The following is a 24,843-nucleotide window of genomic DNA, read 5'->3' as shown; positions in this document are numbered from 1 at the left end:
CCAGTCTATTTTAACTCTACTACATAGACCATCTATATTATTCAAACCTTCATTTATCCGTCTGTATTTGCCTACTTTTTATTCATTTGATTTTGTTTTCCCCATTGGTTAAGGAAAAAGCTTACAGTCAAAACCCTTCTTTAACCTATACACTTAACCATTTACAAAGAAAAACTAAGAATTTCCTTTATAACTTTAACATGCCTTTAAACATTATGCTATTTTGAACTTAAGCAATCACAAAGAATGGCGGTCTTAGTTGATTGGATCCTTTGCTATCAATGAAGAAAGAGAATAGCCATTTAAAATAGAGCATAGACATTTAATTTATTGAATCAATTTTGAACCCATTTTTGTTCGGATATCATGAACAACCATAAAACCAACCAGAATAAATCCTAAATACCCATTAATTCCATAAAGGACATTTACAAGATCCTTGTAGGGCAAGAAAATAGCGATTACCATTCCAATAACTCCACCCAAAATGGTTAAGATTTTATAGCGTGAGCTTCCATCTGTGGCCACACGACCCACCCCTGTCCAGAGTAGAGGAACTGCCGTGGTATAGATTCCAGCAAAAACAATAACGGCAAAAGCTTGCGCAAATACCGGGTTCACTTTATTAGCTAATACCAATGCTGGAATATCAGCCTTACCAGTTTCACCAATGTAGCTAATTAAAGCGATACAACAAATGGCTGCTGCCCCGAAAATGAATAAAGTAGATAGAAGCATTCCTGTGTTCACTTCTTTTAATTTGTTTTTTGCACCAATTTCAGATAGAAAAGCTGCAAACCACAAAATAACAAAGCCACCGTATGATGCGCCTGAAAAAAATGGATTGTCGCCGCCTACTTGAACCAAATCATAAACGCCTCGATCAATTGCGCTTACATTTTCGCTGAAGTTTGGAAAGCCAGTGATCGCAGTAATTGTTGATACAATCAGAATAAGAATAATAATAATCGGTCCTATTTTACTAAGTGCCTTGATAATTCCGTCTAATCCAAAGACAGCTGTAGCAACTACTGCAATGGTTAGAACCAATGCACCTACTCCGTTTGCTAATCCCCATTGTTGAGAGGCCGTAGCATTCGCCCCTCCACACATAACGATAAAACACATATAACAGAAAAAGGCAGAAAAATAATCAAAGAAAGCACCGATGTACTTACCGGTATAATGTTGGTATATGTCGCCGCCTCTTTCAAGTTTCAAGCGATTACCATTGGTCGCAAAGGATAAATTCGTATAGACATAAATGATTGCCGCAACAGCTATGACAATCCAAAATCGTGAGCCATAGGAAGCCTCATATTGCATTACTTCTTGCATTGTCGCAAATCCGGCCCCAATGTAAAAGGCAATACACGCGCCTGTAAATCCTAGAATCGTCCAAATGTTCATTTTTGATTTTTCCATGTTTTCCCCCTCTTTTCTACTTTCGAACATCTTGTCATTCTGAAGAAGTAAATTTTAAAAAAAAGCAGTCCATAGAACAGTTATAAAGCTATTCGATCGGGACTGCTCTTATTATTTTAGAATCTATTCACTCTATTCAAGTGGATTTAGAAGACCGTAACTTCCGTTACTGGTTGGCTCAGTGCATTTATCGCACGTTCAACCATCTTCATGCGCAATTTCTCTTCATCTTTTCGCTCCAGGGATGGATCTCCAGTAGGGTGAGGAATAGCAACTGTTGGCACAATTCGGTTCGCTCCAACAGATTGAGAAATGGTAATAATTGTAGCCATATGAACAATTGGAATACCAAAACGTTCGATTTCTTTAACGATTGTTGCTCCGCAACGTGTACAGGTCCCTCAAGTACTGGTAAGAATTACTCCGTCAACTCCCGCTTCCTTCAATTCTTTTCCTATTTCTTTACCGAATATGATGGCATTACCAACTGCCGTACCTGTACCTGTCGTGGTGTAGAATTTCTCATGAACCTTACCAATTTTGCCTTCTTTTTCCATTATTCTAAGAGAGTCTAATGGAAGAACACGATCTGGCGATTCATTACAATAGATAGGATCAAAACCACCATGAATGGTGATGAAATCGCCTGTAAGGTTAGCATGATCTTCGATATTGTATTTACCCCATTTTTGAGCAGAGGCAGACTGAATCCGATCGGGATTTCCTACCGGTACAATCCCTCCAGTAGTTACCAAAGCTATTGTGGCTTTAGTTAAGTCCTTAATTGGAGGGGCTGGCTCAACCAAGTCAAAGCTAGGCATTGGCATTTCAGTTTTATATTCTTCGTTGTTCAAACGTTTCATCAGCATCTCAACCGCACGAACGGCACCGATTTTATCGGAAAAGCCTGTAATACGCTTACCTTGCTTGAAGATCCCATCTTCTTCAGGAATAACTTGCTCGCCTGCTAATAATTTCTTAGCAACAGCCGCCATTTTAGGTAAGGCAGATCGCATATCAACTGCACTATTTCCAGTTGGAACGGTATATGCTTTTAGTCTGGTAATTTCAAGACCTGGGTTTTCTTCATACATACCTGATACTACAGGGATATCGTATTTATCCACCACGAACTGAGCAATTAAGGATGAAGCCACCCCATAGCGGCCCGCATTAAAGGAGGGGCCGACTACTACTAAATCCGGTTGAATCTCATCCATTGCTTTCTTAAATTCAGCTAAAGCTGCTTCATTGTTTTCATTGATATAGTTATCGCCACAAATAAAAGTCGCGACCACTTTACCTGCATCGCCCAACTCCTTTTCAAATCCTACGGCAGGTCCGACTGTCCCTTCCTTTAAAACGGGAGCAAAGTCGGCATTGTCTTCTCCACCAATCTGGCCAAAAAACTGATTCAAATAATATAAGATTCTTTTTTCCATTGTCTTCCTCCTCGTTCTAATACTCAGTGACCATCAAATTATGATATCCGATCTCTGAAGTGGCTCCAATCACAGCATTTAATTCACACTTCATAACACCGGTTTCAGCATCATAGGCTCCAGCCCATCCTCCTGCCAAATTGGCAATCGCTTCTGGATCTCCCAGGATACGGTCCGCTTTTGGTAATGTTACAACGTGAGAAACGTTTCCTGTTGATATTACAGCTTTTGCTTCTGGTTTTGAGTCTGCGAGTGGTTGACTGGCTCCATCCCAACCAGAACATTCATCTGTAATCAGAACAGCTTTTATCCCTTGTTTTTCTAATCGTTCAGCAATCATGACTAAGTCAGAGTCTGGATTTCCATATCCTTCTTCCGATACAATCACCCCATCTGCCCCCAACTGCTTGCATAATTTAGCAGTGAAATCACACGATCTAAATTTTCCTTCTAAGGTTGTTAGTTCTGGAACCATAACCACACCAAGGAAATTAATTTCTTTGCCGTGTTTTTTCAAAAGTTCTAAGATAACTGGATTGGTTTGATGTTGATAAGTCGTAATCTTATCGCAAGCTGCTACACAGTTGCCCGAAACGACTGCTCCATCCAGTTCTTCCAGCGGATGCAGAAGTGTTGGAATAATATTTTTAGCATCCACTCCATAGATATAAGAGTCATGGAGAAGCCCTTGAGTGATGAGCATCTCAGCATAGACTACCTTAGGAAGATCTGGATATTTAGCTGTTTCTTCTGGATTTGATCCTACTTCAAACGTTTCGATTTCATAGACTGGAGCATCTTTTGCAAACTGTCCGACATATTCAGAGATTAACAGACCTGCCATTCGAACTGCTAATTCATGTTCATGAGCTGTTAATCCGTCGACTACCGATAGATCCACCACTAAATTAAAAGTCTTGGAGAAGGGCGTCCATTTTGCTCCTTCTCCCCACATATCAATCACACCTTCTTGGAAGCCGACAATATCTCCAATTGTAACGATAGCAACGCCTTCTAATACGTTATAAGCTCCATTCCCAAGCTGGCCAGTCTGCGAAGTTATCCCAGCAAATCCAGGAACACCTTCTACTTTTACCCGTGGTTCAATGACATCTTTTACAGGGATGATGCGTGTCTTTTCACCTGGTTTAGCGATATCGACAGTAACCTCTTTAATATTGTCCAAACTCTTAATATAATTGACTAATTCTTCGCGATTTAAAACGAGTTTTTCTCCTACTACTTCATTTTTATCGCCAAAGACAACATCATTAATTTTTACTTTACGTCTTTCTAGTTTCAAATTGATTCCCTCCTATTTGTTAAAACGATCTCCCAACTCACTTACCTCTTTAAGAGCTACTTTTAAAAGCTCGTAATCAATAAATTCGTAATCCTCCTTATTCTTGTAATCCACTGTATGGGTAGCTAAAGAGTTTTGTAAAAGTTCTATGCTATTTTCAATTGCCAAAAGAGACTGAGTGTTATCTCCTTCTGGTTTATCTGATATCAAGATCGACCGTACGGGAGAAAAATGCATCCGACCACTGGCGGCCAAAGGAGATGTCATTAAATAATGTCCTTTGTGAATCAAGTCACGTGCCTTTTTCAAAACAGCTAATTGATCACCTTCAACCAAGATTATGTTACCGCTTTCATTGACGGTTATATTATTCGTTAAAATCATATCACCACCTCTATCTTTTCACTTTTAATGAAGACAATGCTAACGCTTACATCCAATAATAAATTGTGGGTTGAAACCATCTCATCACCTCACTGATATACTAACTGTTTTTCAGATGAATGTCAATTGTATTTAGATAAAAATTTTGATTTATTTAAAATAAAAATTTACATAAAAAAACCTTAAGATCTTTTTACTAAGACCTTAAGGTTTTTAACTATATTTCATTCACTCTTAAAAGAGAGATTCTTTAATTCTAGAAAGAAAGTCTTCAATATGTTCGTAAGCATATTGTTCGGCTGCCTCTTCATCTTGATCTTCAATCGCTTGCACGATTTTACGGAAGGTTCTGGTAAAGATAGTCATATCATCAAAGTAATCATTACAATAATGCCACAATCTTTCGGTATGTAAATGAAGATGAGCTAGTGTTTCTTTTAACCATCGATTATCACAAGCTTGAAAAATAATTTGATGGAATCGTTCATCTTCGTTGATAGCCTCTTGATAACTTGCTGTAGTAGAATAAGATTCTAAATTTTTAATAATTTGCTTCAACTCTGCTAATTGTGAGGGGGTGATCCGTTTTACGGCTTGACGAGTCGCATAGGGATCTAGTTGCTTTGTTACATCAAATAGCCCCTTGATATTACGAAAATCGATAGGAGCAACTTGTGCTCCAAACCTTGGCACAATATTAATGAGATCATCTCGCTCTAGCTCTTGCAAGGCTGATCGAATCGGTGAACGACTTACGCCAAACTCTTCAGCTAGATCAACTTCATTGAGTATTTTTCCGGGTTTATATTCAAACTCAATGATGCGACGCTTCAATTGATTATAGATACTTAAATTTTTCTGATCCAATCTTCTTCACCTCTTAGCTATCAAGCCATTCTGTATAATACTATACATAGACCTCACTTATTATAACCTCAATCTTTGAGGAAAATCAAATATTCTTTTACTCTAATTATTCCAAAATACTATCCGCTGTGCCATCAAAGCAATTTGTTAAATTATAATCTATAATCGCCCGAAAACACTCATAATTGACATAGTTTCTTTCAAATTGCTAACTCTTTATCATTGAAGTTATATTTTTTCTAATCCTTATTCTATACTGACTCTTTGCGAAATTACTTAGTGGAATGTAAGAAGTATTGTTAAACATTTTTTGAAGATAGAAGAACCTTTAATTATATAACATAAACAGTCCATTGCCCTAATTTAAATTGAAATAATAACATTTATTTAACGATGAATCTTTTTGATGGCTTACAAATATTTAAATAATAACAATAGTGGTGCCAACTAATGATGACCTCTTTTTTAAAATTTTTACTCAAACTAGAGTATACAGCATATGAAACGTTACAAAGAATTGCTTCACATTCTTTAAACTAGTACTACACTATATTTAAACAATTTAATTATTCCAAATTGCTATTATTATGGGTTACATAATTAAATTTTAGTCACTGAGTAAATAAAACTTTTGCTGCGCCCTAAAGTTAAACCAAAAACCTAACTAATTAGTGTACATATCTCATTACTCTTTTCTATGAGTTTCTTAGACATTAACAATTAGCACTGATTCTTTGCCCGCCGGTACCTCACTTACAATTTTTCCTTTTTCAAAAAATACTGCTCCACCTCTTGCTATCTCATATCCTTCTCCATCAAGACAATACGAATTTACATATAATACTTTATCTCCACACTTGAAGGACTGTTCAGAGTATTCCTGTTTAATTTTTGTATTCCATTCTCGAAAGTTGAAATCTGTGTATACGGGCCAGAGAATAATATCTGTATTTAAATTTTTTAGTGCTAAACAATTTTGTTCCTCCCATAGATCTCCGCATAATCCAACCGAAAACGTTTTTCCTAAATAGTCAAATTGACTAAACCCTTTCCCTTCAACATAATGACAGTCAGCAATTTTTTCTTTCCATCCTGTAGATACTCTTCGAAAATTGTTCAGCGCATTTCCGTTTTTATCTAAAGTTAATTGACTGCTATATATTTTATCCCCATCTTTTTCGATATAGCCAAAAGAAACAGCAGTTTGATATTCTTTTGCAATAAAACCAATTTGACGAATTAAATCAGAATCTTGTGTTAATGCAACCTTGTTATCTTTTTGATAATTCCAATCCAAACATTCAAACCCTTGAAGATAACTTTCTCCGAAAAGTACTAAATCTGCTTCTTCTGAGTATTTTTTTAAAACTTCGATCATTTTATTTTTATTATATTCTGTGTCATTTGTTATAAAACCTACCGCAGCTAAAGCAACTTTCATATTTGTACCTCCTCCAATATATTTTAATTAAATGCTACATACTTCATTAAAAGCGCGATTGATGTGTTTTTTAGAAATTTTAACTATGCTTATTACCCATTCTTAAAAAGTGATTCTTAGTATTTTTTCCTCTCAATCACCAACAGTAATAGAAACTATTCTTTATTCTACCTCTCATTTCGTTTCACATGTTACTGTTTTCAACATCATTAAAATACTCATTCCACATAGACCAGCACATATTTTTACTAACCCTTTCAATTTTATTTCTATAAAATAATAATATCAGAGTATATCGTCTATATTCAATGCCTATCGTTCCTTAACAATTATTGGTTTAGAGCATAAAAATAACTACATCTATTTACTTTTTACAGCAAACACATAATTAAGAAGACTTTATACGATCCATAATGATTTGACACTAACGTACGAAGCGGTTCAAAATATCAGTGAATATTCAGAAAAAAAGATGTCTTTAATAATATTTTTCATCCGTGGTCAATCAATTAATGGGAAACCAACGAAGAGAATACATTCAAGCCAATGGTTACGAACGCGCATATAAGTATCAAAGCCAACAAAATGGTTATTATGAACCCTGCTTACAAGGAACTGAACACATCATTTCTGACACCTATAAAGAGTTATTGTTTGTGGCTCGCAAGACATCTACCAGCACAAGTTGACATAGGTGCTAGGTTCACCGTTTAAAAAATACCTTTGCAACCCTTCCTAAAAAGAACTCTACACTCTTCAAAGAAACCGTTAAAACCCATTTTAAGTTTACGGATATGGACTCAAAACAAGAGACTAAAAATAGATGCATCAGTAACTCTATTGATCAAAAAATTACAAAAGCCTGTGAGATTTTAGATAATGGTTTTGAAAATGTCTTTCAATATACAGTAATTAGTAAAGGAAACAATCGACTAAAACTAACAACTTTCTTAAAAGATTACGCTAAGAAGCACGTCGAAGATAAAAAATTATTAGTCTCTTTCTTAACCGTTCATCAGCCAATCGGTTAATTGGAGCTGTCATGATAAACACACATGACGAATGACTCAGTTCTACAAGAAAGTATAGCATGTCTTTTCAATAAAAGAAGATAGAATCATTGTATAGTTTTTTTACACTAGATTATGGACTTGACTCTTCTGATCTAGAAAAATTCGTATAATATTTGTAGTTTTTCTATTTATCTACTATCATTTTAGCCTCCACAATACCCTAATTTGTACTAATGGTATAATTAGGATCCGTGATTTAAAACTATGTACTTACCTACATTTTTTTCGCTGAATAACCAACTCTTCTCACACAAAAGTGCTCCTATCAAATTCATTTAAAATGAATTTGATAGGAGCACTTTTTTTGTCGAATAGTTTTAGTCCAATACTAAGCTCATCAAGTTTTATCTCGTTAATTATCATAGAACTATGGTATGTTTATCATTTATACTTGCTCATTCAACTTGGTACGCTAAATATTCTACAGATATTAAATCTACTGCCATATAAATTAACAAAATAACTTCTCATGTCTTGACGATTTCTTCTACTTAACCATTTGTTAACCGTTTACGAATAGACGAAGAAGAAAATTCGACTACTAGGATGAGCACAACGAGTCCTACTAGAATGGCTCCTACTTGCGACCAACGGTTGGAGGACATGGCAAATTTAAGGGGTGCACCAATTCCTCCCCCTCCTACCAGACCTAAAATAGAAGCATCCCTTAAATTCATATCGAAGCGGAAAATAATTGTTGATAGTAAACTAGACCATAATTGAGGAATAATCCCACAACGAATCTTCTCGAAAGTATTGCAGCCAGCTGCATCGAGCGCTTCTAAAATGGATTTATCCATATCGTCAATGGCTTCACTAAATAACTTGGTTAACATACCAATGGAAGTCACTGAGATCGTCATAACGCCTGCAAAAGGTCCTGGACCCGTCACCCGAATAAACATTAGACCATAGACAAAGGCTGGAATGGTTCGAATAGCCATCACCAAAAAACGGGTCATCACTACAACAGGAACCGGAACCACTTTACTCGATGCTAGAAAAGAAAGAGGAAAGGAGAAGACTGCTCCGACCAGAGTCCCTAAAAAGGCGATCGCCATCGTCTCCAATAATAAATAAGGAACCGACTGTTTCGTAAGATTAAAAAGCAGTTCTCTGTCTGGGTTAACAATTCCTTGGATGATACTTACAGCAAAAGTGATGCCCCGCTTAGCAAGCCCCACTTCATTAATGGTTGAAGCAGACCAGATGACTAGCCCAACTACTAACATCGTCCAAGCAAGTGCTTGCCAGCGATTCGTATCTTTACTTTCATACATTTGATTAATTTTATCTACCATGACTACCTCCTATGTTAACCTTGCTCTTAGATAGCGACTGATACTTTCAATCACCACTACCGTTAAGAACAGACAAAGCAGGATCATTCCGACATTCTGATATTCTCGCCAACCTAGATTCTCATCGAGAATAATGCCGATTCCTCCTGCCCCAACATAACCTAAAATAGCAGCGTGGCGAACATTTCCTTCGAAAGTGTATAAGGCTACTGACAGATAAGTTGGAAGCACTTGCGGTTTAATCGCTCCGAGAAAACTATACATTTTATTCGCTCCTAAGGCTTCCATGGCTTCATAAGGCAACATATCCGCTGTCTCAATGGCTTCATAAAGTTGTTTAGCTATGAAAGAAAAGGTGAATAAAGCAATTGCCAAGGTCCCTGCAAAAGTCCCCAACCCAAAAATATAAGTCAAAATCAAAGCGGTCACTAAGGTTGGTAAAGTTCTGATTAGACTCAACAATAGTTTTAAAAGACTAGTTATCCAGTGATTTCTAGTTAAGTTAGTGGCAGACCACATGGCATAAGGTATCGCTAAAAGCGCACCAATAAAGGTCCCCAGTACAGACATTTTAATCGTATCGAGCAGCGGAGGGATTACCTCATTAAAATAAGCCGTATTGGGTGGTACCATCCGTTTTAAAATAACAAAGAATTCCTCACCACGCTTGATTAAAACTTGTAAATCAAAACCAGTCATTTTAGCTGATAAATAAATCAATAAAGTAATCAATAAAACAATTAACAAGGTAAAAGAGCGCTTCTTATACACCTTCTTGCCATTTGAAAGCACTATTTCTTTGGGACGCATAAATGAAAGTATTGGATTATTCATAGGAGTCACGTTCCTCTTCAGTGCTTTGTCCTTTATAAATATGGTTTAGGACTTCTTGGGTGACTTCATTTGAAGGCCCATCATAAACAATTGCTCCTTCGCGAATGCCAATAATCCGATCACAATATTCAAGCGCCAATTCCACATGATGAATATTGATGATGACGGTGATGTTGTCTGTTTGATTGATATTCTGGAAATCTCGCATCACTACAGCAGCGGTGACTGGGTCCAAAGAAGCAACAGGCTCATCGGCTAAAATAATGCGTGGATCTTGCGCCAAAGTCCTAGCCAGAGCCACCCGCTGTTGTTGACCACCCGATAGTTGGTCGACTCGCGTATAGGCCTTATCAAGAATTCCTACCCTGTCCTAAGCTTCCAAGGCTTTTATTTCTTCTTCCTTCTTGTAATAGCCAATCAAGACGCGCCAAAAAGGGATATCAGGGACAAAAGCCGATAAGACATTGGTGATGACTTTTGCACGAGTTACTAAGTTAAAAGACTGAAAAATCATCCCGATCTTACGTCGGAACTGACGCAAGCTCTTACCTTTTAAGCCACTCACATCCACCCCATCAACCGTTAATTTTCCTTCTGAAATGGAATGCATTTTATTAACCGTTCGAATGAGAGTGGACTTACCTGCACCCGATAAACCAATAATGCCAACGAATTCTCCTTGATCAATCTCCAAATTAATATCTTGTAATGCTAATACACCTTTTGGATATCTTTTATAAACTTGTTCAAATTTGATCATTGCCTTCTCCTTTTTTAATCTTTCAACTAAAGAAACACCCACCGTCCAGTGGGTGTTTTGTTTTAGACTATTTGTCGGTATTTATTATTCACCTTGTTCACGTAGAATTTTTTGCGCTTCGCGTTCTGTTTCATAATCTTCAGCTTTGGCGGGTTTGTAGCCTTCGTGACTGTAGATGGCAATGACTTCTTTACCTTCTTCGGTTTCAGCAATATTAATGAAAGCATTTTGAAGGGCTGTTTTTAATTCGTCTGTCATTATCTCTGAAGTCTTACTTACAGAAACAGTGTCATTGTAAACATTAGGAGTAACGCCAATGACATTTGTCTCTTCCCAAATGCTCGCTTCGCGTCCCATATCTTCCATCCATGCATCGACATTATCACGACGTAAGTCAGCAAAACCAACCACTACGTCTACTTGTTCGGATGCTAAACGTGCAATGGAAGAAGGATAGGAATCTGCTTGAACGACATTTGATAAGTCAGAAATTTGTTTACCATCGAATTGGTTTCCTAACCAAATGGAAGGATAAATGTAACCTGATGAAGAAGAGGAGGACATGACTGACCACTTAGCAGAGTCTAAGTCTTCCCATGTTAATTCTTCGCCATTGTTTACTTTCTCAGCTAATTCTTGGCCTTTTTCAGAAGGTCCTGCAATAATTAAGCCTTTGTAGTAAGACACTTGGTCTTCAATTAATTCAGTCGCTTGTCCGTCATTCCAGTCTGCTGGATTCTCAGAGTCTTTCGATAAACCTTGACGAGTCGATGTAAGAAGGACGTCCACATCGTCTTCGAACAAGACATATGTTCCGCCAGGAATTAAACCAACATCAATCGTTCCTGCAGCCATACCTTCTCCGACTGCTTCATAAGATGTTCCGACAGTAATTTCGACATTCTTAACATCAAATCCTTCTTTAGCTAACTCATCAATCAAGAGCTGTTTCAAAGGTTCTGTTGTTGTAATAATTTCTTCGGGATCACGGGATGGAACAAAAGCAACTTTTAACGTCTCAATTTCAACTGCTTCTTCTTGGGCATTTACAGTAAATACATTTAAAAAAACACTTGCCAGTAGAGATAGGACCATTAATAGACTAAACTTTTTCTTCACAGATGTTACCTCCAAATATTTGATAGCTCAATTATAACGAACTAAGTAAAGTAGAGCAACTTGCTTGTTCAATTTTACATAAAGTTTACAGTAGGTAAGGGGCCATTCAATCACTCTCCTGTTATCATGTGTTTTTTTAATACTATTTTCTCATACTAAGAAGATATTTTTATTTTCGTATAAAATAAATTTGACAAAACTCTCTACATTAAAAAGCTTTTATTATTGAAACAGCAAAATCAATAATTTCAATTCCATAAAACTGACTAATGAAAACCTAAATAAGGTTGTGCATTTTCTCCCTTACAATCTGGTTTCCTTAGGGGTCTTTAGAATTTGATTTTCTAGTCTACGAAAAGTAATATAAGTTTCTGTTAGAAAGTTACCACTACCGGGTGTAAAATCATGAGCAATTTCAGCGAATACAAAAGTGGATGTAGTTTATTCCTAACACATTACTAGAGCTTTTATTATTAAACCCAGGTGTTTTCTGTATATTTCCTTTGTTTTAGGTGAATTGTTAATGATTAGGAGCGCACTTATCACAAAAATCGTTTCCACCATCATTTTCCCATGTTAGTCCACATCCACAATCTGGACAATAATTTTCCCAAATAAGATCTGGATAATTAATGATTTGTCTACCTTTACTATTTAACGTTCTCTGCGTAAGTTTTTGTGCTGTATCTACTTCAATGCTATCTACTTCAAATTCTGGATAAGAATCTTCGTCTTCATTTTCATACTCATAGTGTATACGTGCAACTATCTCAATTTTTTTATTGTGATTTTCTTTTATTAAACCATATTCCATTGTAGCGTATTCTTTATCATCAGAATCCCAAATAGAGTTCTCTAAATCAAAAAATGTACAGTTAATTACAATTTCTACTAAACACTTTAAAGCAACTACTATTTCATGCTCTTCAGAGTTATAATCTATAACTACAGAGCTTAACATTTTGAAGCTCAGTTTCATCATATTCATATCCACCGATAATGCCTTTACGATCATAATCAAACCCGTCAATTTCGATGTTTTGTGAATTATCAAAAATTGTTCTTTAATTTCCTCAGCAAACCTATAATTAATACTATTGATGTACTTTAAAGCTTGTTGAGCGATAAGTTTATCCGTATTAATAAGATTCAATAATTCATCTATACTTTTATAAAGATAAATTCCTTTTATGTCCTCAAAATCTTTATCTCCACTTATTACATATATGGGTTGATAATCTTTTTTCTTAAACTCTTTAACATTGAAATATTAAAAGCATCAGGAAACTCGTGCTTCTTCTTACCTGTTCCGAATGGCTTTCTGTTATTAAAATAATCATTTAGTATAGTTTTTAATTCAATACTATCTAAATCTAAATATGTTACTTCTGCCTCATTTAAATAATTATGAAATTGATTTAGCGCTTCTTGAACTACCTCTTCAGTATCCAATTTATTAAAACTATCAGCATACTTACTGTTTCTAAGAATAGCTATTTCTCTGCTATTAAAGTTTTGGTTTATTTCATTGTTTTTTTCAACATTTTCTTTTATGTGCTTATTTGCCTCTCCAACAATTATCTCACTTGTAAGAAAATTGATAGCACCCTTTTTAACTTGTTTTTTTAGCAATCCTAATCTACTTTTATCACTTATATCAAAACTTTGACTTTCAAATATTTGTGTATCAACAAAAACATTTAATGGAAACTCTAATTCTTCTTTACCTTCCAATTCTTCCTCCTTTTTAATAATTAACAAATTATATCTATTCCAATACGCCTTTTAGAACAATCGTGAGCCATAATTGGTCTAAAAAATACACCAATCCTTATTTTGTATCTATAGTACGTGGCTTGAAAGCCAGTGTTCATCGTTACTATCTGCCGTTGTCATAATTATGACACGAAACCCGGGGCTTTTTATATTCAATGAACAATTTAGGTTTACACAAGATATTCTACACTATGTAGCTAAAACTAAGCCTAATTGTACATATAGTTTATTATTTTCTAATTTCTTCCACCGGATAGCATTGATAAAACATCTTGGCTAATTTATTTATTTCATCTTTAGCCCCAACCTTACCCAATGCCCAAAAAACTAACCCTATTGATTCTAAATCACTAGCAAAACTTTCAAAACTATCTATTATTATTGGCAGTATTGAATCATCTTCAAGTCTTCCCATTGCATATGTAGAGTCATAAGGGTATTGGTTTATTATTTTTATTGTATTTTCTTCTAATACTCCTTCAATTAAAACTTCAATTATACGAGTTCTCCAATATCCTTCTTCAATTTCAGATAAAACAAAATTCAAATCCTTTGGTTCTAGAAAACCTACTTTATAATTTCTAGCAATAAGCTCCAAAATTCTTTTATCAAAGGTCTCTCTATACAATTCTAATAATTTGTTAATACTTTCTTTGCACTGAGAATTTCTTTTAAAATAATCAAACCCTACTTCTCTTCTAGCTTTTCTTCTATGCTTAAAACAAGACATTGCATATTTATAAGAGATTTCACTTGGCAATATTCTAAGTAATTTTTTAAGTAAGCTATCACTTTTATACCTATATTTAGATGGAATTTCTTCCCCTTCTTTAATCGTTCGTTCAACTAAAGAAATTAAATACTCTATTTGGATATCAGTGTATTTTTTTAAATAAATATAGTCTCCAATTCTATTTAAAATATTTTCACAATGATTGAAAATAGAAAAAGAACTTATTTTTAACAATTCAATTAACTCATTTAAAGTAAGGCAATTAAACTTAGCTCTCTCTATATCTTTTTCAATTTTTTTAATCTTTGTCTCTTGAGTATCATATTTACTAAATCTCATATATATTCTACTTTCTTTTTCTCCTATTTTAAAAATTCTCCTTCTGCTGTTTTCCCGTCTATCTTAATCATCCATTCAAACCTACCCCTTCTTATAACTGAAGTTAAGAGAACAGGATTATCTGCTTCCTTTTTACCTATTACTTTATCTATTTCCCAATGTCCTAATTCTTACGTTATTGCCAATATTAAAAACAATTTCTAATATTAAATTTTAATCAAACCTATATACATACATTTTCAAAGTAGTATTCTAAAAAGCACATCAATCCATATTAAATTTCTTAATAGAGCGCTTAAAAGCTAGTGTTCACCGTTACTATCTACCATTATCATAATTATGAAATGAGACCCAGATGATAAATCTTATAGCTTTTATTAAAGCTAAATAAAACATGTGGTTAATATCTTACAATCCAAAACTATTTGGAGACATTTCAATTCCCAACATATTACAAAACTGAATTCCAAATCTTATAAATTCAAAAGAAACAGACGTGACTATATTATCATTTAGAATATAACCTTCTTCAATAGGATTTGTTATACAATTATTCCAATCCTTCATATATTTAAGATCAGCCTCACTGTATCCCTCCTGTAGCAAACCTTCTTTATCTGTTCCTATCATAAAAGCCTTGCCATTTAATATGCCGGCTCTTACCAGCAAAATAGGAGCAATAGAAATGGCACCTATTATTTTACCTTCAAACTTTTTAATAAATTCAATTATTTCATGATCTTCAACTGCTGAACGTATATCAACCGCACCGGGTAATAAGAGACTATCATATCTCTCTATGTTTAAATCATAAATTGTTTGATCTGGGAGAACTTTTAGACCTTCTTCACATTTAACTATATCTTTAGTTTTTGCAAATACATCAATCCTTCTACCATTTAAGGCCAAAGTTTCTAATGCCACACTTATTTCAAAATAACAAAATTGATCATATATAAGCACTGCTGTTTTGTTCATTAGTTAACCTCCACATATTTTGCTATGTTTCATTTCTCCAGTAGAAGCCTAGAACCCAGTCACCATCGCTACTATGTACCGTTGTCATAATTATGACACAAAACTCACCTGTGAAATCATAAAGTAATATCAACACTTATATATACTAAGTTTTCTAGATATTCAGGTGGACTGTTAATCCAATAAACTGGGATTTGTAGAACTAAAACTTTTCTAAATACTTTTTACCATTTTTATATTGTTGTATCGGGTTCCATCTTTCAAAATGTAGGCATTAGGAGTTTCTCCCACTTGGATGAATCCGCATTTCTCATAAAGAACCCTGCCTCTTTCATTACCTGAGAAATAGTCAAGCTCAAGTTGGGAAAGGCCCCATTCTTTAGCATAGTCTTCGAGAACTTGAAGTAACTTCTTCCCTATTCCTAAGTTCCAGAATTCTTTTAGCACAGCAAGGGCAACATTTCCTCGATGGCGCATTTTCTGTTTTCTTAGTCTTGTTATTGTGCCGTTTGCAATCAGTCTTCCATCCATTTCAACAACAATCATAAGTGTATTATCAGATTCATTAAAGCCTTTGATCATTTTTGCTTCCTCTTCAACAGTTATGGTTATTTCTTCTGGATAGGAATTCAAAAAGTCAGATTCTCCCATAATGGTTTTCAAATATTCAACAGTTTCTGCAGCGTCTTTTACTTGAATCTCTCGAATTTTGCAGATTCTGCCATCTTTTAGTTTAAAATTTTCTGGTGTATATTTCATATTTATCCCCCACATAAATTTAAATTTGTACTTTTTCCTAGTATTATTTTTAGAGGAAAATAATCATCTGTTGCTCTAAAAAGCACTTAACTCGACATTTCGTTTCCTTAGTAGAAGGTTTGAACCCAGTTTTCATCTTTACTATTTGCTCTTTTCATAACTTTGACACTAGATTCGGGTGAAAAATATTACGCAATATCAATGGTTGTAGATTCAAACTCTTCATTGTTTTAGAAGAGTTTGTTACTTAACAAACTGAGATTGGTTAGTTTTAAATTACTTATTAAGATATTCTAAGAAACGTTTTTTTAATTGTTCGATTACATCTTCATTATCAATAAAATCTTCAAAAGCTAGCATTTCATACTTTTGTCCCTCTTCTCCAAATTTTATATTCTCGATTTGACTATCACATATATTAGCAACCATAAAAACTGATTTTTCTCCTGCATTTGTGATGCTTTCATGGTATTTGGTCCATACAATATTTGATTCAGAAATATCAATAGCTAATTCTTCTTTAACCTCTCTTCTCATAGTTTCATATGGTGTTTCTTCATTTTCTCTTCCACCACCAGCTAAATCCCACATATTAGGATAAGGAATGTTTGGGAGATTATCTCTTAAAATAGTTAATACTTTCCCTTTATTAATGAGTGCTACTTTAACACCTATAAAATTCATTTGATTCATGATTAAACCTCCTCAATCTAATTATGTTTTTGCTCTTTTAAATTTTAAGAATAAACTAACTCAATAATCACTCTAAAAGGTAGATCATTCTTTAATTTGTTTTCCTAGTAGAAAGTTTTTAAACTCAACATCAATTACCGTTATTTGCATTATGGCTAATTATGACACGAAATCGAGCAGTAGTGCCTAAAAATTTAGATCCAGCCAATTTATTTTGCAACTATATAAGCCTTTTTTTAGTGCAGATAGTTTTTACAAAAATCGCTTTTTTAAATTCTTCGTGTAAATCATCCATGAATTAATAATTGCGATAAAATTGTTATAGTACTCACAACAATGATTATATAAATCTCGTTCTTATTCTTACTCTCTTTCAAAATCAAATTTGAAAACATTACTCCATAAAGCGATGTAATATTCAAGAAGATCCAAGCAATTGAAGAAATATTAGAAGATGTCACAAAAACAAATGTTATTTGTGCAATACACGTTAAAATTGCTCTAAAAAATAAAGATTATCGAAAGAGTTTTTATTGTGTCTTTTCCAATCAGTTTGATTTAAGGTTGGAATCAAACTTATAAAAGATACAAAAAATCTTAATATTAAAGTACTTACTGTAAATAAAATCAGTGAATCAATATTTTTTATAGTCTCCAACCAAAAGAGGAAATAAGCAAGCTTGTATAACTAACGGTGGAACAATAATAATTACTCCATGTAATAATGTTTTTAAATCACTTTTTTTCTTTACCCAAATAATAATTATGATAGTTGTTAAGATAGAAATGAAATAATTACCAAAATTTATTCTTCCTGTCGTAAAAAATAAGGCTAAAGGAATAAAAAAACAGCTGTTTTTGATACGATCGCCGATTCAAAAATGGATAAGCGTTTAAATAGTTTTGAGTATCCTACTGCAACAATTTGTACTAAGATGCTGTAAATGATTATTTTATAATTAAGAATCATAGTAAACAGATCATTAACATTTATATAAAAGAACGAAATTATTATGAATAATAGCGTATATAAATTGTTTGAAAAATTAACTTTTAACACAGATTGTTTTTTATACCCTATTTGATACCTATCAATCACACTTATTAATCCTCTGGACATTGCTGAAATGGTTGAAAATAAAATAATGTAGAAATATGAATCCAAATTTCAATTCTCCTTTATGTTTTTTTAAATAACATAAAATTTTTAATACTCTACTCCCATGATAAGATATTCTTTATGAATATAGAAGAGTAAATTAATATGAACTTTGACAGTACTGCAACTTCTTTTCAGACAATATTTCTAAATAGGTTCAATTTTAGTTGCTTCCTTTTCCAATCTCTCGATAGTCCGATTTCAGAATTTATCTTTATATGTATTGACTTATTCAGTTCGACGATATACAATCGGACTATACATTTAAACTGAATAGTTTAACGATATAAAGGAGCTAATATTATGCCTAGACACCCAAGTTTACCCTTAACAGAAACGACTTATTTAATTTTGTTGTCACTAATAAAACCTGCACACGGCTATGTAATAATGCAAGAAGTTGATCGGCTTAGTAATAACAATGTAAAAATTGCGCCTGGCACCATGTATGGTGCCTTAGATAATTTACTAAAACAAGGTTGGATTAAAGAGGTAAAAAGCGAAGACAAACGTCGCAAAGTCTACCAAATTACTAAATCTGGTTATGATGTCATTGAAGCTGAAACAAAGAGAATGCACGAATTACTTAACTTAGCAGAGGAACTGATGGGAGGAGAAAGCTAAAATGAAACAAATTATAAAAAGGAAAGTATTCTTATTCAAAGATTTAGACAAACAAGAAGCTGGATTAACTCCTTTAGAGAAGAAGGTTATCGCTTTATAAATAAAAAGTTCCCTGCTTGCTTTGTGTTTGAAAAGATTGATGACAAAGCCCCTATTACTCGGATCGATTATCGTGAATTTGAGAAAGCGAGTGAATATCAAAACTATATTCAACTTTTTAGTGATATGGGTTGGACAGTTGTTTCAAGCAGTAAAAATTCCGGTGTACACTACTTCCAGCAAAATGATCCTAATTCAGAAGACTTTATTTATTCAAATAAAGAGTCCTATGCTGAAATATACAAGCGTTACGGCCAACAGGCGGTGAACTGGTCTATTATATTTTTGTTTTTCTTTACTATCTTTTCTACTGGAGGTAACAGTTATTCACTTTTTAAACCAAAGACTGCATTTTTTACACCTGGCTTATGGGAAATGACCGGCTGGCAGTTCTGGTCTTCCTTTATATTTGAAATTCCTTTTGCATTAATGAGACTACTCTCTAAAGTTATTTGGTTGGTATTAGCAGCATGGATGGGGTTTGAAGCTTTTGTAAATAAGCGTAAATATAATGACTTAATTCATAATAGCAATTAATATTTTTGAAAAAACATCAAAGACGACAGTGATGAATTATTACTGTCGTCTTTCTTCATATATGTATTCTTTATATTAGTTCTTCAATATATTCTTATTTTAATAACCTTATAATGATAGATTTTGTTACTCTAACTTTCTTTTATGATAGTTAGTGGATCTTTGACAATTAATCACAGGAAAATAATCTGATCGATTTTAATGTGTCTTTTATTACTTTGATTCTTTTTATTCTATTAAGACTAAATATATAATCTAAACAACACATCAAATCCCATTTCGTTTCTCTGTAGAACTAAGAAATGGCCTTCCTCTTCCAAATAACCATTGCAAGTATTACTATCATTATACTAATAGTAAATATCAGTACTATTCTAATGTTGGATATCTCAGGCATAGTAAATAATAAAGCATTTGTATTTTTAGGAGCAAACCATTGCGCTAGCATTAAACCTATTGAAACTAAAAAAGCCAAAGAGATATTATTACTAAAGCTAAAGAACAGTAAACCTATTACACCTATGATTACTCCAATCGAAAGGCTATGAAATACCACCCTCATTAAGCTATAACTTGTTGCACCACTATTTATTAAATAGATATAGCTAAAAGTCATTCCCCCGTAAAAAAACAGCCTAACAATGCCTCGCAACACATATATGTATTCAAGCATCGTATTTCTCATTAAAAGAAGATCTTTTATTGGACTTTGACACTCGGCATAAAATAATGTTACAAAAGAAAAGATTCCGGATAAAGGTAAAAATCGTTCGACAATCATCGCTTCATTAGTAGTGTCTAAATTCTTTACCCCAAAAGCAAAGTAAGTGATCCCCATGATAACTAGATAGACAAACACTTCTAGAGGAAAATTATGCTTTAACTCTAGCTTCAATTGAGAGATTGTTTTTGAAAGCATAATCTCCCCTCCTTCTTCTTTCATATAAAAAGGATGTAACGATTATTAAAAAAAGTGCTAGCCCTATCCAAATGCCTCTCCCCACTAGAAAAACATTGACCTTACTATCAAAATACGCTTGATTGCCCACAGAGTTATATCTAATGAGAAGGCCATACCCAATATTATAAAAAACATTTGTGGAAGATGACATCATGTAAACCAAGGAAAAAATAGGTCCTAGAAATCCTAATAAAATACTATGACTGGCTATTGTTAATAAAGTTGTGAGACTTATAACAAATAAAATAATTGGCAATATCCATGATATAACAAAGAAGTAGGATTTAAACGGACACAATAAACTAGCACCATGTACAAACAGTAATTGAATTTCATAATAGGAAAAGAGTACCAAAATAATAAATAGTAGTGACAAACTCATTGCTAAAACCCTTGTCAAAACCAATTTGATTGAAGATGTATTCTTTATATATAGTGTATTTTCAATAGCTTCTTTTCTGTCTTTGTTCCAAAAATATAAACCTATAAACCAAGAAAATAATAAGGTGAAGATACCTGCATAATCACTAAAATACCTAGCAAAAGCAACATCTAAACCTTCTTCCTTAACAAGCAAATAATCCTTAATGGCCTCTTCATAAGACATTCCTTTGTCACCAAAATGAACCTTATAATTATTCTTAGCATAGAAAGAGCCTCCCCCTATTAAGGCGTCTATTTTGCCTAATTGAGTCTCTAATTTTTCTTCAGTAGGAATTGCTAGATTCTGACTCAAAGGAATATCTTCATATGGCATGCCTATTAAATCAGATAAGATATCTTTAATCGCATCTAATTCATCCTGTTCTAATTTATTTTCTCGATAAAAGCCATAAGGATAACTAATAAAATGATTGTTTTCTATATTTAAGTACAAATCATTCACCAAATTAGAAAAAATATAAGCACGATCCTCTGTTAAATAATGACCATATTGCTCTTGTCCTGGGTCAGGTTCTTTAAAATCATAGGAATCACTCTCTATCTGTCCTGTAATAGCTATAATCAAGGCTATGGCTACCCCTACAAAGATTAAAGACCTGCCTATTCTTTTTAATTCTACTACAAATAATTTCATCTAATCTCTCCTTTCATGAATCTTCATTAAATATGCTGATTCCAAACTAGGAGAGATTCGCTTAAACTGATCCAAAGGTCTTCCCGTATGGATGAAACTTACCATAATACCATTAGCTAATTCTTTTTGCTCAAAGACCAAGTACTCCTCTTTAAATCTTGATAAATCCTTTCTATTTACGAGGGTTTCATAAATTCCACCAGAATATTGATTTAATAAATCTTCCACTGATCCATCATAAATAAAATGACCACTGTCTAATATTCCTAATTTAGTAGCTGTGCTTTCTAAATCGCTTGCAATATGCGTTGAAAATAAAACAATCTTTTCTGTCGCTAGATCACCCAATAAATTTCTAAAGCGAATGCGTTCTTCTGGATCTAGCCCAGCGGTCGGTTCATCAACCACTAAAACTTTTGGATCATTCAAAAGGCTTTGAGCAATACCTAAACGTCTTTTCATACCGCCCGATAAGCTCTTTACTTTTTTATTTCTATCTTGGTTTAGATTAACTAAGTCTAATAGCATCTCCACTCGTTGATTTAATTCAAATCGCTTGAGATTATCCAATGTTCCCAAATAGATTAATGAATCTTTGACTTTCATTTCTGGATAAAAATCAAAATCTTGTGGCAAATAACCTACGAGTCTGCGAATCTCTTTTGGGTTCGATTGACCACAGACTTGAATCTGACCAGTTTTTATAGGTAAAAGTCCCACTATTAATTTCATCAGGGTCGTCTTACCGGCTCCATTTTTACCCAATAGTCCATATAGAGCATTATTGATACTGATATTGATGTCGGATAAAACTTTTTTCTTGCCATAAGTAAAACTCAAATTCTTAATTTCGATCGAATTCATCCTACATACCTCCCTTTTAAAACTAGTTGAAGTATATAAAACAATTTCCAATAATTTTCCAAGATTAGGCCTTTTTTATAAATAATTTTGTATTGGCTCCTACATTATTACTCAAGACCATCTTTACCCCTTGTTTTTTCATTATTTCATCTGTAATGTACAATCCCAGTCCCATGTTACCTACTAAAGGGTTTTCACTAAAGTAGGGCTTATTGTAATTATTGAGGGCTTCTTGAGAAAATCCCAAGCCATCATCTTCTATTTCTACTATTAAATAACTTTCATTTTCATAAAGGGAAAGAGTTATTTGATTTTTAGCATGTCTTTTCGAATTTTTAAGAATATTAACCAAACCTTCTATGAATCTTTCTAGATCTAGGTCGATTTTTTGAGATAAATCTTTTAATTTACACCTAAAAGAAAGATTGTCCTCCCAGCAATCTAATTCTCTCTTTATCATATACAATAAGTCTTTACTCTTGATTGTCCGAATGTCTAGTTCCATATCTGCCATGTTCTGACCTATCTGGAGATTATTAACATAATCTTGAATCCTCTTTTCGCTTCTAGTCATGCGAGATAAAATTCGCTTCACTCTCTCATCATCCGGTTCATAAATTGTATTCAGCATTTCCATGTCACCACTTAGCACAGCTAGTGGATTCTTTATCTCATGTAAAATCGTATCCAATTTTTTAGATAGTTCGTTGGTCTTTTGAATAGAATTAAAACGATCTTTCTTTAATTCTATATTTTTCACTACCAATTCAAAGACTTTCTTACTCAGTTCATTCTGGTCTTCTATATTCGCCTCTTCATAATTTTCTAAAAATTTAAAAATCAATTCTATTTTATGCTTATAAAATAGGTTAAAAAAAAGACAAAAGAATAGGATAATCACCACAATCGGTGTGAAATCAATCATTGCTCGCAATAAATCTGAAAACATCAAACTATTAAGAAGACTCGTTCGGTCAGTTAAAGCATTTGATAAAAGAAAATTTTTCTTTATGTCATTTAAAAAAACTTGTAGAAGCAAACCACACGGAATCGAAAAAATTAGACTAACGGACAAATATAAATTAAATGCCCCTCTCAGTTTCCAATTTTTAGAAAATTCTCTTAGCCAATCCATGAATAGCCCAGCCCCCAGTGTGTTTTTATCAAATCTTCTTCTGAATGTTCTGATAATTTGTTTCTAATATTTCTGATATGCTCCGAAACCACCTGGGGACTGCCATAGCTGTCAATTCCCCTTAAACTATCATAAATTCTTTCTTTGCTAAAAATTTGTTTGGGATTATTGATGAGTAAGGCTACTATTTCATATTCAGTTTTTGTCAACTCAATTTCATCACCATTAACTTTGCAGGTTCCAGATTCAACAAGAAGCGAAATATTATTTGATTGTGCTTGTCCTTTTCGATCACCTCTAGTTACGTTAGTATAAATTCTCGCATAGAGCTCATCTAAAGAGAACGGCTTGGTAATGTAATCATCTCCCCCTAACATTAGGCCTTTTATTTTATCTTCTTTATTAGATCTTGCTGATAAAAACAAAATTGGCATTAACCATCTTTCTCTTAGCCGTCTACAGATTTCAAACCCATTATTTCTGGGCAAATTGATATCTAAAAGGATTAAATCGACTCCAGATAGATCGTTAGGAATTTCATCAGAACTATAAGCTTTTAAGACAGTTATCTCTTTGTTTTCTAAAAACATTTCCAGCATATCCACGAGGTCTCTATCATCTTCAATGATTAAAAGCGTTTTGTTTTGCATTATAAGGGCAACTCCTTTATTAAATAATTCTTATCGTTAAGCCTAGAGAATTTAATATAAATACATACAATATTACTATTCGTTTCTCAACATATTCTTCCTAATGCTTCGATTATGACTTTTTATCAGTCAATCATTGAAGAAGACAAGCTGCTTTTATTCTTGAAAAACTTGAAACTAAAATAAATTATCCTCATTCAATACTTTCTACTATGTAGGTACTATTTCAAATTACATATATTTTATACTTAAAATCATCCGTATGCCAAATCAAAAACTATTCATACATTACAAAAGACAAAGAATATACATTTTATCAAAGGACAAAGGCTATATTAAGATCCTTTTACATGGCCTTTTATCTTTTACTCTAGAGTTGTCAAACATATGTTACACAAGGTGCTTCTAAATGAGCATGCTTATGTCTTAGCGTCTAGTCCTCAAATTCTTTATTTCTGTCAAAGAGGAAAGCGGAGCGATCCTTGACAGAAATAAAGAATTTGAGATCA

The 24,843-nt window shown here is 33.5% G+C and carries 23 protein-coding genes and 2 pseudogenes; 4 read left to right on the top strand and 21 right to left on the bottom strand.

From position 1 onward, the window contains the following. Positions 1-327: 327 nt before the first annotated feature. The 6 genes from ACQV2R_RS06885 to ACQV2R_RS06860 all read right to left on the bottom strand — a co-directional run bounded on the left by ACQV2R_RS06885 (position 328) and on the right by ACQV2R_RS06860 (position 6,862). Entirely contained in the window at positions 328-1,425 is a 1,098-nt protein-coding gene (locus tag ACQV2R_RS06885) for a YkvI family membrane protein (protein WP_428874102.1), read from the bottom strand. A 146-nt stretch (positions 1,426-1,571) separates the two neighbouring features. Next, positions 1,572-2,867 (bottom strand): glycine/betaine/sarcosine/D-proline family reductase selenoprotein B, encoded by a 1,296-nt coding sequence (locus tag ACQV2R_RS06880; RefSeq protein ID WP_428891995.1) that lies wholly within the window; start codon positions 2,865-2,867, stop codon positions 1,572-1,574. Between the two features lie 16 nt (positions 2,868-2,883). Continuing rightward, positions 2,884-4,170: a glycine/sarcosine/betaine reductase component B subunit gene (locus ACQV2R_RS06875; RefSeq protein WP_428874100.1), complete on the bottom strand. Its 1,287-nt coding sequence runs from the start codon at positions 4,168-4,170 to the stop codon at positions 2,884-2,886. A 12-nt stretch (positions 4,171-4,182) separates the two neighbouring features. Continuing rightward, entirely contained in the window at positions 4,183-4,554 is a 372-nt protein-coding gene (locus ACQV2R_RS06870; RefSeq protein ID WP_428876447.1) for a GrdX family protein, read from the bottom strand. A 234-nt stretch (positions 4,555-4,788) separates the two neighbouring features. Continuing rightward, positions 4,789-5,421, bottom strand: coding sequence for a GntR family transcriptional regulator (locus ACQV2R_RS06865; protein WP_428874098.1), 633 nt, complete (start codon positions 5,419-5,421; stop codon positions 4,789-4,791). Between the two features lie 706 nt (positions 5,422-6,127). Then, positions 6,128-6,862, bottom strand: coding sequence for a carbon-nitrogen hydrolase family protein (locus ACQV2R_RS06860; RefSeq protein WP_428885342.1), 735 nt, complete (start codon positions 6,860-6,862; stop codon positions 6,128-6,130). Between the two features lie 512 nt (positions 6,863-7,374). On the opposite strand from ACQV2R_RS06860, the gene ACQV2R_RS06855 reads away from it, so the two are divergent. After that, the gene (locus ACQV2R_RS06855) at positions 7,375-7,551 is read left to right on the top strand and encodes a hypothetical protein (RefSeq protein WP_428885344.1); all 177 of its coding nucleotides are present in this window, start codon (positions 7,375-7,377) and stop codon (positions 7,549-7,551) included. A 24-nt stretch (positions 7,552-7,575) separates the two neighbouring features. Beyond that, positions 7,576-7,893: pseudogene (locus tag ACQV2R_RS06850) on the top strand (transposase); the annotation flags it as partial. A 533-nt stretch (positions 7,894-8,426) separates the two neighbouring features. Here ACQV2R_RS06850 and phnE (ACQV2R_RS06845) read toward each other — a convergent pair. The 10 genes and pseudogenes from phnE (ACQV2R_RS06845) to ACQV2R_RS06800 form a co-directional block, all read right to left on the bottom strand. After that, complete coding sequence (gene phnE, locus ACQV2R_RS06845) at positions 8,427-9,236, bottom strand: phosphonate ABC transporter, permease protein PhnE (RefSeq protein ID WP_428885379.1); 810 nt, start codon at positions 9,234-9,236, stop codon at positions 8,427-8,429. A gap of 9 nt (positions 9,237-9,245) precedes the next feature. Then, positions 9,246-10,070: a phosphonate ABC transporter, permease protein PhnE gene (phnE, locus tag ACQV2R_RS06840; protein WP_428874091.1), complete on the bottom strand. Its 825-nt coding sequence runs from the start codon at positions 10,068-10,070 to the stop codon at positions 9,246-9,248. Continuing rightward, a pseudogene (gene phnC / locus ACQV2R_RS06835) lies at positions 10,063-10,830 on the bottom strand (phosphonate ABC transporter ATP-binding protein). The gene phnE (ACQV2R_RS06840) and the pseudogene phnC overlap by 8 nt, the downstream one beginning before the upstream one ends. A gap of 84 nt (positions 10,831-10,914) precedes the next feature. Then, entirely contained in the window at positions 10,915-11,949 is a 1,035-nt protein-coding gene (locus ACQV2R_RS06830; RefSeq protein ID WP_428874088.1) for a phosphate/phosphite/phosphonate ABC transporter substrate-binding protein, read from the bottom strand. Between the two features lie 520 nt (positions 11,950-12,469). After that, positions 12,470-13,102, bottom strand: coding sequence for a hypothetical protein (locus ACQV2R_RS06825; protein ID WP_428885381.1), 633 nt, complete (start codon positions 13,100-13,102; stop codon positions 12,470-12,472). Positions 13,103-13,167: 65 nt separating this feature from the next. After that, the gene (locus ACQV2R_RS06820) at positions 13,168-13,683 is read right to left on the bottom strand and encodes a PIN domain-containing protein (RefSeq protein ID WP_428885382.1); all 516 of its coding nucleotides are present in this window, start codon (positions 13,681-13,683) and stop codon (positions 13,168-13,170) included. A 271-nt stretch (positions 13,684-13,954) separates the two neighbouring features. Further along, complete coding sequence (locus tag ACQV2R_RS06815) at positions 13,955-14,797, bottom strand: hypothetical protein (protein WP_428882448.1); 843 nt, start codon at positions 14,795-14,797, stop codon at positions 13,955-13,957. A 408-nt stretch (positions 14,798-15,205) separates the two neighbouring features. Beyond that, positions 15,206-15,775, bottom strand: a complete 570-nt coding sequence (locus ACQV2R_RS06810) for a DJ-1/PfpI family protein (protein WP_428885384.1) — start codon at positions 15,773-15,775, stop codon at positions 15,206-15,208. 213 nt (positions 15,776-15,988) lie between these two features. After that, the gene (locus ACQV2R_RS06805; protein ID WP_428885385.1) at positions 15,989-16,534 is read right to left on the bottom strand and encodes an N-acetyltransferase family protein; all 546 of its coding nucleotides are present in this window, start codon (positions 16,532-16,534) and stop codon (positions 15,989-15,991) included. A 276-nt stretch (positions 16,535-16,810) separates the two neighbouring features. Next, positions 16,811-17,227 carry an NUDIX domain-containing protein gene (locus tag ACQV2R_RS06800; RefSeq protein ID WP_428875285.1) on the bottom strand — a complete coding sequence of 139 codons (417 nt, stop codon included), beginning with the start codon at positions 17,225-17,227 and terminating at the stop codon, positions 16,811-16,813. A gap of 1,462 nt (positions 17,228-18,689) precedes the next feature. On the opposite strand from ACQV2R_RS06800, the gene ACQV2R_RS06795 reads away from it, so the two are divergent. Both ACQV2R_RS06795 and ACQV2R_RS06790 read left to right on the top strand, forming a co-directional pair. Then, on the top strand, positions 18,690-19,010 hold the full coding sequence (locus ACQV2R_RS06795; protein ID WP_428882452.1) for a PadR family transcriptional regulator: 321 nt from the start codon (positions 18,690-18,692) through the stop codon (positions 19,008-19,010). 63 nt (positions 19,011-19,073) lie between these two features. After that, complete coding sequence (locus ACQV2R_RS06790) at positions 19,074-19,646, top strand: DUF2812 domain-containing protein (protein WP_428892000.1); 573 nt, start codon at positions 19,074-19,076, stop codon at positions 19,644-19,646. Positions 19,647-19,941: 295 nt separating this feature from the next. On the opposite strand, the gene ACQV2R_RS06785 is transcribed toward ACQV2R_RS06790, so the two are convergent. The 5 genes from ACQV2R_RS06785 to ACQV2R_RS06765 all read right to left on the bottom strand — a co-directional run bounded on the left by ACQV2R_RS06785 (position 19,942) and on the right by ACQV2R_RS06765 (position 24,334). Continuing rightward, a complete protein-coding gene (locus ACQV2R_RS06785; RefSeq protein WP_428885360.1) occupies positions 19,942-20,565 on the bottom strand; it encodes a hypothetical protein in 624 nt (207 codons plus the stop codon). Next, positions 20,519-21,685, bottom strand: a complete 1,167-nt coding sequence (locus ACQV2R_RS06780) for a hypothetical protein (protein WP_428885359.1) — start codon at positions 21,683-21,685, stop codon at positions 20,519-20,521. Before ACQV2R_RS06780 ends, ACQV2R_RS06785 begins: the two co-directional genes overlap by 47 nt. Then, a complete protein-coding gene (locus ACQV2R_RS06775; protein ID WP_428891994.1) occupies positions 21,686-22,549 on the bottom strand; it encodes an ABC transporter ATP-binding protein in 864 nt (287 codons plus the stop codon). A 64-nt stretch (positions 22,550-22,613) separates the two neighbouring features. Further along, a complete protein-coding gene (locus tag ACQV2R_RS06770; RefSeq protein WP_428885355.1) occupies positions 22,614-23,684 on the bottom strand; it encodes a sensor histidine kinase in 1,071 nt (356 codons plus the stop codon). Then, complete coding sequence (locus ACQV2R_RS06765) at positions 23,672-24,334, bottom strand: response regulator transcription factor (RefSeq protein WP_428882458.1); 663 nt, start codon at positions 24,332-24,334, stop codon at positions 23,672-23,674. The genes ACQV2R_RS06770 and ACQV2R_RS06765 overlap by 13 nt, the downstream gene beginning before the upstream one ends. Between the last annotated feature and the right edge of the window lie 509 nt (positions 24,335-24,843).

The organism is Facklamia sp. P12937 (genome assembly GCF_050409505.1).
GTDB lineage: Bacteria > Bacillota > Bacilli > Lactobacillales > Aerococcaceae > Facklamia.
Note: the sequence above shows the minus strand (reverse complement) of the source record. Positions and strands in the feature narration are given on the sequence as shown.